We start from the raw sequence: 7,655 nt of genomic DNA on the forward strand, positions 1-7,655 counted from the left end.
ATTGCAGTCATTATTATGCATTAAAATGATTGAAAAGATTTATAATGTTAAAAGTTGTATTTACATTTAACTTATTGAATTAGTGTTATAAATTTAGCTCTAGCCGTAAATATTATTTACCATAATAAAACAAAAATTAATCACATTGAAAATAAATCTATCTGCTATTAGTTTGTCTTGAAAAGATAATTATTAAGCAATAAGGCAACTAATTAGCAAAATATAAGATATGTTGATTATTCATAAGGGGATCGTAAATGCTTGTTGATACACTCGAAAGATTTGAATCCTTATATAAAAAATTGTGGATTGAACTAACGGATAAATATGGAAAAAATAATTTTATCGATGAGGTAGAAGTCTCAAAAGCAACGTTTTTGTTGGAAAACCTAATAAAATGTCGCATCTTTCAATTACCAGCATTTGAGTTGTTGTTAAGAATTAACCCCAATCGTGCTTTATCCTTGCTTGAAGATCGTTATCTATCAATGGATTTATCTGATCATATTAATGATCAAGTTTCAGATCTGGAAATTATGTTAACAAATATCAAAAAGATATTAGGAAAAGAACAGTTTATAAACATTCTAAATAGTGATGCATTTTTAGCTAAAAATAAGAAAAATAGAAGAGTAAAAGAAGCTATTCGCTTCGCTAAAGAGGATGATTAATAGTATTGTTTTTAACAAAACTGTAACTGAATTTCACTTAGTCAAAAAAACAGACTAACTGTTGCCACATTTTTACACGATTAAGACCCATACTTAAATTCAAAAAACTCATATTGTTAATTGATTGTTTAAATAAATGTGACATTGTAACTTTAAATGAAGTGTCATATAACAAAATGATTATTAAAAGGAATTAAATTTCTTAGTAGATTGGTAAAAAACAACATCATATTATTGTTATACTAAAAATGATAAAAAAATATATAAATAAAGGATCTTATCTTGCCGAAACCTATGATGTAGATGAAGAGTTATAAATCGAAAGGACGATGTAAATGAAAATTGATTTTTTACAATTATATGCTGAAGTAGAAGTTAACTATGATATTACTAATACGGTTTTAAAGCCATTGAGAATAAATCTCAATAAATTAAACAAAACGCTTCCACATTATGATAAATTATTTAAAACAACAGATTACGAATTAGTTTTTACCATATCTGCTACACAAGAAAACAAAAATTTAGTCTACGGCCCTACAACATCGTCAAAAAACAAAGTAGTTTATTTCACAATTTTTATACCTTATAAAACGTTTAATTCATTTACTCAACAAATATATTACATTCTTGATACCATAGCAGAGGGAATTATTTTTGTATTCAATAAATATAAAACTGATCCTTCAGGGGTAAACGAAGTGTTTGAAACATTAAAAACATTGATTGCAAAGGATCCAGAAAGATATCAAAAATGGTTAAAAGATCTCGAGGACTGATAATTTTAAAAATTTATAGTGTTTAAGGCGCGATTGCCTTTGATAGCTATCAGCTGTGGGGCAAACCGATACAGGAAATCGAACACAGCCAGATACAACAGAACCTAAGGTATTAGGGACATATAATATGTGTATTGGGGACAATACCGAACTTTTGAGAAGCGAGTAAGAAGATATATTGAAAAAATGGAACAGTAAAGATTGCATGGAATTTTATTTATGACAAAGGTAGTACTAGGCCAAAAAATACAATATTCTGTTTCTCAAAATAGTAAAAAATGTGTTAAGCGAAGTATCTTATAATTAGGTAAATTAAAATGAGTTTAGAAAATGCAGAAAATGTTTTAAAAAATTTTATTATTGCAATGAATAATTGGGAGAAACATTATTATCCACTTGTAAAAAATGGTTCATCAGAGGAAGTTCGCTTAAGTATGATTAATGATTTGAATTGTATATTTAATAAATTCTGTACAAAGAAAGAGCGAAAATATGGCCGACAAGTTTCATTGGGCTGTGGTAATCCACCTGAATATTCGCCAGATGAAAAATTTTTAAAAACCGAAGAATTGAAAAATACTAAAATAGTAATATATACTCAAGAACAAAAGGGTGTAAAAGATCAATTTCGATATACTTTACATTTTAAAAATCATGAATGGCTGATTGATAAAAAAGAAGTTTACGATGACATAGATAATAAATGGGAAAAATATACTCTTTAATTTTTCTTAAATATTATTATCAATTCAACCAACCATTTTTATTAAACTAAAGAATTTAAGTGAAAACAATTAACGTTTAATCACCTTCATAATGCTAACGTTGTCGACTTTACCGCAGGCAGCATAGCTGAAATTACTAACTATTTCTGACGTTATGCTATCAGTACAGCAAAACAGGTAACCGCATCGCTACCATACTACTGGCGGGAGCACCCTCAATAGCCTGTATTAAGGTTCCACCATCTACACCAAATCAACCTAGACTACACAGCCATCACCGACATCGAACGCGACCACCTAAACCGCGAAATCTTACGTAGCCAAGGACGACTCAACACCGAATTCAGCTACGACCGTAACAGCCGCCTACAACACAAACGCACAACACTATCCAGTCCGACATCCTCACCGAACGCCACGACCAGTACAATAACCTCGACCAACTGGTGAGTAAAAAACACATTCATCAAGGACATACCGACTACCACTATGACCGCACCGGCCGAATCGAAAACTGTTGCACCAAGACAGAAAAAGCGAAAATCAGAACCTAATACGTTGCAGACAGTTACATAACTTATGTGGACTGCAATATACCTATGACGCACACGACCGTACCCTTAGCAAACAGATTGCAAAGGTACGCAGTACGACAGCTACGAAGCCTTAGGCCGGCGTATCGAAAAGCACCAGATAGACCGAGCGGGCAAAGCCTGCAACCGTACCCACTTCCTGTGGAACGGACTAAGAATGATTCAGGAAACCCGTACCGACAGAAGCAAAAGCGTCTACATCTACATTGATGAAAGCGGCTATGAACCCTTAGCCAGTGTAGAGACCACCATCAGTACAGAACAAAAAGCCTGTACTACCACACCGACGTCAACGGCACCCCTGACGAAAACAGTCACATTGTTTGAGCATGTAGCTACCAGCTGTGGGGCAGACCGATACAAGAAATCGAACATAGCCAAATACAACAGAACCTAAGGTATCAGGGGCAATATTTAGACAGAGAAACGGGCTTCCATTACAATACTTTCAGGTATTATGACTCAGATATAGGTAGATTCACGCAGCCGAACCCGATTGGGCTCTTGGGTGGGTTTAATTTGTATCAGTATGCGCCTAACTCACTGATGTGGATTGAACCGTGGAGGAATAACTACGGAAAAATAAAACTTAACCAATAAAATTAATCTTTCAAACAAATATTGTTGATTTGAAAGATTGCAACTGTAAACTTAAAAAAATGCTTTACCTAAAAAGGAAAGGTAAAACTTCAATTTGCAAATGAAAGATAAATATTATGAAGAAAGATATGGCATATGCAATAGAGCTACCTTATTGGCAGGCTCCAAATGATGATATTGTTTTGAAGTCAAAAGGAGATTCATTAACTGCTTTTTTTAAAATATGGAATTCTTCTGCTAAATATTCTGTATTTACTGGTATATTCGATTTTTCTTATGTTTGGGCCATGAGATACGAACGTAATAAAAATTTAAGTTATTATATTCCTCGTGAAGACGATGATTTCCGTGCTTGCTATTGGATTGTCAAAGATTCATCCTGGCTAGAAAAATTGAAGATAGAAAGAAGTTCTTTTTTTCCTGAGTGGGATAAATATGATATTGGAGAATATTATCATTACATTATCCAAAGTGATTCATTTTATGTTGAGATTATTGCTAAAGATTTAAAAATATCAAGAAAAAAATTAACAGGTATTTTTTAAAGTATTATATAGACTAGATAATATACCTATGCTGTAGGAAAAATGGATTTTAACATAACTATTTTCACTGATTAAAAATTTGATATGAATTTAAATATTTATAGCTGGCAGTTAAATGTCGCAAAATTTTATAAGCATGTAGCTATCAGCTGTGGGGTAGACCGATACAAGAAATCGAACATAGCCAGATACAACAGAACCTAAGGTATTGGGACAGTATTTAGACAGAAAAACGGGCTTCCATTACAATACTTTCAGGTATTATGACTCAGATATAGGTAGATTTACGCAGCCGGATCCGATTGGGGTCTTGGGTGAGTTTAATTTTATCAGTATGCGCCTAATGGGTTGATGTGGATCGAACCTAAGGGCTGGAGCTGTAAACCTTCCAAAGGATTCAAACGTAAAAACAGCGTAACTAAACGTTGGTTAAATCGTTTGACAAGTAAAAAGCCAGAAGAAATTTATGATTACTTGATATCGAAAGGGAGAAAGGTAACAAAATCATAAGCAAAAAATCCGAACGCTATTCAATATACTGTTTATGTTAAAACAACTAAATCTGGTACAACATATAAATCGGATTATCATACAGGTGGTTCTACATCTCAACCTAATATACACAGTAATGATTATTGGAAAGTCTATAAATCAACAAGCAAAGGGCTAGATGAGGTTTTAGGCAGAATTGGCCATGGGGAATTTAAAAACTATGATCGTATTCAAGATTCACCTGTCTATATTGACGGAATGCTTATGAATGGAAAATGGAAAATGATTGATTTTAATGCAGATATAGTTAGCTATAAATCTTTAGGGAATATTGAATTGGAACGCCATATAGATTTTTATTTAGATGAAATATACAAAAATTTTACGGTCGAAGTAAAAGAATATATGACCCCTTACCCTTTCAATGAAAAAATGTATGCATATTTTTTAGAGGCTGGGACAATAATAATTTCTACTAATTCTGAAGGTGGAATTATTGCTGTAGGATGTAATGAACATTATCAAGGGAAATATAAGAAAAAATTGTATGCGGGAATTACGATGAAAGAACTTATCTTGTTAACAAAAAGTCAGCGCATTCTAAATGGTACGCTTATTGTTGACGAAGATTACGGTATGTCTTTTACACTTCCTTCACCGTATGATGAAATGGCTGATTATATTGAATCTATTCCTTTAGATTTAAAACTGAATGAGATTTTTGTTTCTGATGATTCTTTTTGGGAACCAAAAGAAAAATAATATTTATTTAAAATAATAATGTAATTTATCTCAAAAAATTAACCTACTCTAGATTGATTAGCACAAATCTTGACGTTATTGTAACACCTAGAATGAGACTTCCAACGGCACCCTGTATTAGATTATGACGTCTAACACCGCCTAATCGAAGCCGTATCGAAAACATCGACTGGGCAAAGCTAGCAACCGTCTTTTGATGCAGTTCTTGATGCCGCTAGGAAACTGATGTAGATTGCCTAACAAATATTGAAGAAAAATATAATTAATAATAGATATGAGGTATATCCATGAAGCGTGAACAACTTTATCACCTGTATTATTCAGGAATGGACACTGTCGATATCGTTCCCGAATGGAAGCGTAAAAACAAAGAGCAATTTTGTCATTATTGCCATAGAGTAAAACTACCTCACGGTGGTATGGATGTGATTACGGATGGGAAAATCAGGAAAAATCTAGATATGCCCATGGTAGGTCGTCTTCTGATACCTAGTATTATGTCGCTGCGCTTATTTAGTTTGCTGGGTGAAGATGCTGAAAAACATTTAAATATAGGTTCTATTTATAATAAAGTGGAAAGTGAAAAGCATAAACAGCCATTTATAACTTTTATTAGTAAATATGATTACGTTGTTCTTAGAGGTGAAAAACCATATCTTTTTGATGGACAACCTATTCCTGAAAATGAGCGTCTTTTTGTCTGTCCTGACTGCCATTTTCACTCAAGAAGAGAAAGAGCGCCGTGGTTTTTACTTGAAAGCGAATATCCACCATACCCAATATGCTGTACGGACTTGGGTTTACTTTTATATGAAAGTATTTATGAAAGGATAAAAAATATCAAATTAGTTGGAGTATGTGTAGAGAAAGTCAAAGTTAAATAGCAATATACTGATTCTGTTGAAAACGCTTTCCAACAACAAAACCAGTAGAGACAGTGAAAATTGATGAGCATTATACAAAAACAGGAAGAATTCCAGTTGGCAATCAAAACAGTGATAAACCGAAAGGACAATGTAAATGAAAATTGATTTTTTACAATTATACGCTGAAGTTGGCGTTTGCTATGAAATTACTGATGCAGTTTTAAATCCGTTGATAGAAAATCTCAATAAATTAAACAAAACGCTTCCACATTATGATAAATTATTTAAAACAACAGATTATGAATTAGTATTTACCATATCAGCCACACAAGAACACAAAAATTTAGTCTACGGTCCTACAACATCGTCAAAAAACAAAGTGGTTTATTTCACAATTTTTATACCTTATAAAACGTTTAGTTGCTATACGCAACAAATGTATTACATTCTTGATACCATCGCAGAGGGAATGATTTTTGTATTTAATAAATATAAAGTGGATCCTTCAGGGATAAACGAAGTGTTTGAAACATTAAAAACATTGATTGCAAAGGATCCAGAAAGATATCAAAAATGGTTAAAAGATCTCGAGGACTGATAATTTTGAGAATTTATAGCGCTTTACTACACTTTTATGTTCTCCCTATATCTTGAGTGGCTTTTGCTATCAATCATCGACATAACCAGTTTGAAATAATAGTTTATCAACTTAAATCTTTATTTAAATTAATGAGTTGAATCGTAATGGCGTTTAATAATTAAGTATGATATTTTATCAATACAAAATAAAAAAGCTTTTATTATAAAAATAATGTATCAATTTGATTATGTAAGGAATAAGCATGTTTAAATCAAAATATCGTATACCCAAAGATATTGATAAATGTATTACAAAGTTAAATTTAAATACCAAAATAAATCATGCCTATATCGAATTTCTAAAACGATATAATGTGATTATTTTAGATGATGAAGCTGAAATAGACTATTGTATCGATTGCGATGGCGAAGCGTTACCCTTAGAGGTTATTTTTGGTTTTTCAAAAAAAGATACAGAAGATTTACTGGCAATCAATGACAGCTATTTAGATCGCATTCCAGAAAATTATTTAGCAATAGCTAGCCTTAATTATGGTGACCTACTTTGTTTAAGCCCGAAGGGTAAAATTTATCACTGGGATCACGAAGTTAATGATCTATATTTTGATATGAAAGGGGGCTATTTAGAACAGGATACAAACTTAAAATTGGTCGCCAACGACATTGATGCCTTATTAGCGATGATAACAAGAACAGAAGTTGAAGATGACTATGATCCAGATGAAGATGATTACAATAACCCTAACATTCCCTTTCCAGATGATAGCTTAGATTCTTTTATAGAATATCCTAAACGAATTTCAATAATTCCTGAAAACAGGCTGGCTATTTATTTAAAAAAAATGGAACTTTCTGAAAAAGGGCGTGAAGTTCTCGCTAAATTACGAGAGCAGGGTTTAATAAACTAATAGATAAATTCAAATCAAACAAAATTAACTATTATATTATCTAAAGGTGAAAAAGGACTTATGGAAATAGCTACGCACAGTGGTAAAAGCGTTAGGTTTGGAGGCAATATACGA

Annotated in this window: 10 protein-coding genes; all 10 read left to right on the plus strand. The window is 32.3% G+C overall.

Features of this window, described 5'->3' with window-relative positions; translation table 11 throughout:
* The first annotated feature begins 257 nt into the window (after positions 1 to 257).
* The 10 genes from A9G09_RS01915 to A9G09_RS01950 all read left to right on the plus strand — a co-directional run bounded on the left by A9G09_RS01915 (position 258) and on the right by A9G09_RS01950 (position 7,541).
* Positions 258 to 671 carry a hypothetical protein gene (locus A9G09_RS01915; protein ID WP_218056790.1) on the plus strand — a complete coding sequence of 138 codons (414 nt, stop codon included), beginning with the start codon at positions 258 to 260 and terminating at the stop codon, positions 669 to 671.
* A 335-nt stretch (positions 672 to 1,006) separates the two neighbouring features.
* Complete coding sequence (locus A9G09_RS01920; RefSeq protein ID WP_065633233.1) at positions 1,007 to 1,450, plus strand: hypothetical protein; 444 nt, start codon at positions 1,007 to 1,009, stop codon at positions 1,448 to 1,450.
* Between the two features lie 317 nt (positions 1,451 to 1,767).
* Complete coding sequence (locus A9G09_RS01925) at positions 1,768 to 2,175, plus strand: NTF2 fold immunity protein (RefSeq protein WP_065633234.1); 408 nt, start codon at positions 1,768 to 1,770, stop codon at positions 2,173 to 2,175.
* A gap of 935 nt (positions 2,176 to 3,110) precedes the next feature.
* Positions 3,111 to 3,368, plus strand: coding sequence for an RHS repeat-associated core domain-containing protein (locus tag A9G09_RS12530; RefSeq protein WP_081297443.1), 258 nt, complete (start codon positions 3,111 to 3,113; stop codon positions 3,366 to 3,368).
* A 116-nt stretch (positions 3,369 to 3,484) separates the two neighbouring features.
* Positions 3,485 to 3,913, plus strand: coding sequence for a hypothetical protein (locus A9G09_RS01930; protein WP_065633235.1), 429 nt, complete (start codon positions 3,485 to 3,487; stop codon positions 3,911 to 3,913).
* A gap of 208 nt (positions 3,914 to 4,121) precedes the next feature.
* Positions 4,122 to 4,265, plus strand: a complete 144-nt coding sequence (locus A9G09_RS13170) for an RHS repeat-associated core domain-containing protein (protein ID WP_081297444.1) — start codon at positions 4,122 to 4,124, stop codon at positions 4,263 to 4,265.
* Positions 4,266 to 4,669: 404 nt separating this feature from the next.
* Positions 4,670 to 5,167 (plus strand): hypothetical protein, encoded by a 498-nt coding sequence (locus tag A9G09_RS01935; protein ID WP_218056791.1) that lies wholly within the window; start codon positions 4,670 to 4,672, stop codon positions 5,165 to 5,167.
* A gap of 287 nt (positions 5,168 to 5,454) precedes the next feature.
* Positions 5,455 to 6,051: a hypothetical protein gene (locus A9G09_RS01940; RefSeq protein ID WP_065633236.1), complete on the plus strand. Its 597-nt coding sequence runs from the start codon at positions 5,455 to 5,457 to the stop codon at positions 6,049 to 6,051.
* A gap of 136 nt (positions 6,052 to 6,187) precedes the next feature.
* Complete coding sequence (locus tag A9G09_RS01945) at positions 6,188 to 6,631, plus strand: hypothetical protein (protein WP_065633237.1); 444 nt, start codon at positions 6,188 to 6,190, stop codon at positions 6,629 to 6,631.
* 244 nt (positions 6,632 to 6,875) lie between these two features.
* Positions 6,876 to 7,541, plus strand: coding sequence for an SMI1/KNR4 family protein (locus A9G09_RS01950; RefSeq protein WP_065633238.1), 666 nt, complete (start codon positions 6,876 to 6,878; stop codon positions 7,539 to 7,541).
* Positions 7,542 to 7,655 lie beyond the last annotated feature (114 nt).

It is taken from the genome of Gilliamella sp. wkB292 (genome assembly GCF_001690235.1).
In the GTDB taxonomy this organism is placed as follows: Bacteria; Pseudomonadota; Gammaproteobacteria; order Enterobacterales; family Orbaceae; genus Gilliamella; species Gilliamella apicola_F.

What these genes read in the sequence shown, in the direction of transcription:
- A9G09_RS01915 (WP_218056790.1), top strand. Translation starts at nt 258, where the DNA reads ATGCTTGTTGATACACTCGAAAGATTTGAATCCTTATATAAAAAATTG.
- A9G09_RS01920 (WP_065633233.1), top strand. Translation starts at nt 1,007, where the DNA reads ATGAAAATTGATTTTTTACAATTATATGCTGAAGTAGAAGTTAACTAT.
- A9G09_RS01925 (WP_065633234.1), top strand. Translation starts at nt 1,768, where the DNA reads ATGAGTTTAGAAAATGCAGAAAATGTTTTAAAAAATTTTATTATTGCA.
- A9G09_RS01930 (WP_065633235.1), top strand. Translation starts at nt 3,485, where the DNA reads ATGAAGAAAGATATGGCATATGCAATAGAGCTACCTTATTGGCAGGCT.
- A9G09_RS01935 (WP_218056791.1), top strand. Translation starts at nt 4,670, where the DNA reads ATGAATGGAAAATGGAAAATGATTGATTTTAATGCAGATATAGTTAGC.
- A9G09_RS01940 (WP_065633236.1), top strand. Translation starts at nt 5,455, where the DNA reads ATGAAGCGTGAACAACTTTATCACCTGTATTATTCAGGAATGGACACT.
- A9G09_RS01945 (WP_065633237.1), top strand. Translation starts at nt 6,188, where the DNA reads ATGAAAATTGATTTTTTACAATTATACGCTGAAGTTGGCGTTTGCTAT.
- A9G09_RS01950 (WP_065633238.1), top strand. Translation starts at nt 6,876, where the DNA reads ATGTTTAAATCAAAATATCGTATACCCAAAGATATTGATAAATGTATT.